This is a genomic window from Psychrobacter sp. T6-1 (assembly GCF_052258445.1).
Window position 1 is genome coordinate 1 of sequence record NZ_JBQQFC010000362.1, and the last position, 2,172, is coordinate 2,172.

Here is a 2,172-nt window from a genome sequence, read left to right on the forward strand (position 1 = left end):
CACCAACTCAATTGCTAAAACACAATAAAATAGCCGACCGGCTATATCTCAGACAATCTTAACTTATTATAGATTTAATCTTTAAATTGGATACCTTATGTCAGACACCGCAACCCTCCTAATCAAATGCCGCGATCAAGCGGGTATCGTTCAAGCCGTATCAGAGTTTATTCATCGCTATAGCGGTAATATTATTGCGCTTGATCAATATTCAACCGCACATGAAGGCGGACAGTACTTTATGCGTTTGGAGTTTGCCTTAGCAGGTCTCAGCGAGATTATCGATAATTTTGAGGCAAGCTTTGCTCATACCGTTGCCAAGCGCTATGAGATGACGTGGCGGTTACATGACAATGCGATTAAGACGAAGGTGGGTATTTTGGTCTCGAAGTTTGATCATGCGCTGCTCGATTTATTGTGGCGGCATCAGCGCGGTTTGCTTGATTGTCAGATTACCACAGTGGTTAGCAATCACGAGGATTTGCGCCAAGCAGTGGAAAACTTCGGTATTCCTTTTTATTATGTGCCCGTGACCAAAGATAATAAGAGCGATGCCGAAGCGCAGATTCATGAGTTGATGGCGGGTAATGATCTACTGGTACTAGCGCGCTATATGCAGATATTGTCGTCAGACTTTATTGAGCGCTGGCCGATGCAAGTGATCAATATTCACCATTCGTTCTTGCCAGCTTTCGTTGGCGCAGACCCTTACAGACAAGCCTTTGATAAAGGGGTCAAGCTCATCGGCGCAACGGCGCATTATGTCACAGCAGAATTGGATCAAGGGCCAATCATCGAGCAAGATGTACACCGCGTCACCCATAGACAAGGCGTAAAGGAGTTGCGAGCGATTGGCCGTGATGTCGAGCGTAATGTACTGGCGCGCGCGGTCAACTGGCATGTACAAAACCGCGTTATCGTTACGGGCAACAAGACGGTGGTGTTTAACTGACAGCGGTTTGCATGATAAATAGGAAATAGCGCTCAGTATAGCGAGTGTGCTAAGCGCTAATCTTGATCTATAACACCAGCTCTAATACAAATTTGCTGCCTACAAACCCTATCGCTAGTAATACAAAGGCTGATATCGTGATATTAGCCGCGCGTTTGCCGCGCCAGCCTGCGCGCCAATGTCCAATCAGTAACCCGCCAAATAACAGCCAAGATAGTACGCTAAAAACGGTTTTGTGCGCGATATGCTGCGCCATCAGGTCCTCGACATAGATAAAGCCGATGCCTAGTGCGAAACTGAGCAGTACAAAGCCGACCAAGATCATATCGAACAATAAACCTTCCATCGTTTGTAATGACGGCAGTTTATTGACCCAAAAACGATGAATGGTCTGATGCTTAAGCTCGCGGTTTTGCAGTCTTAAAAATAGCGCTTGCACCGCTGCCATGAACAGTACGCAGTAAGCGGCAAAGGAGAGTATAATATGCGCCTCTAGTCCAATACCGATATCTGTTAGCGGGCGATAAGGCGCACGTCCAAAATAGCCGACTGTGACACCGATAAAGGCAATAGGTGCGGCTAAAATTCCAAGGCTGATAATAGGTCGATACAGCGAAAATAGGCTATAGAAGAATAAAAATAACAGACCGATTAAGCTTATCGTATTAAATAGATTAAAGTTTAATCCATATAACGTGACAATATCAGGCGAGAGTAGCAGCACGTGCGCGAGCATACCAATCAGCAGTAAGCTCAAGGTAATGCTTTTATGAATAGGCTTATTGGTCGTCAGTGACCAGCTAATATAAATACTGACCACAAGATAAGATAGGCTAGCTATCAAAAACGCAAGTAACACAGATGGTGCCTCATAAATTATCAATAGCGGTGGTAGGACAGACACTTAATCGCTGTTTAAACCAAGCTAAACCTAGCGCCGTGACAGATGGCTATAGTGGTATAAAAGCTTTAAGAAACATAGCGTAAAATAGAATCACTGCCAAGTAAGCGCTAAAATGATATGATTAGAATAATCGTTCAATTTATCATAAAATGAAAGCCAATTGAGAATCATATTCATTAAATGAATGACTTCCTAAATCTCATCATGACAATAGAACTTAGAACTTAGCATTTAGTTAAATAAAAAATTAACTCCCAATCGAGAATTATATATGTTTGATACTTTAACCGAACGTCTCTCATCGAGCCTACGTAAT

At 43.2% G+C, this 2,172-nt stretch carries 2 protein-coding genes; one reads left to right on the forward strand and one right to left on the reverse strand.

Going from position 1 to position 2,172, the window contains the following annotated elements:
* The first annotated feature begins 85 nt into the window (after nt 1-85).
* Entirely contained in the window at nt 86-952 is an 867-nt protein-coding gene (purU, locus tag ACTXGO_RS12770) for a formyltetrahydrofolate deformylase (RefSeq protein WP_443542979.1), read from the forward strand.
* 67 nt (nt 953-1,019) lie between these two features.
* Here the strand turns inward: purU and ACTXGO_RS12775 are convergent, their stop codons facing one another.
* The gene (locus tag ACTXGO_RS12775) at nt 1,020-1,811 is read right to left on the reverse strand and encodes a cytochrome C assembly family protein (RefSeq protein WP_443574796.1); all 792 of its coding nucleotides are present in this window, start codon (nt 1,809-1,811) and stop codon (nt 1,020-1,022) included.
* Between the last annotated feature and the right edge of the window lie 361 nt (nt 1,812-2,172).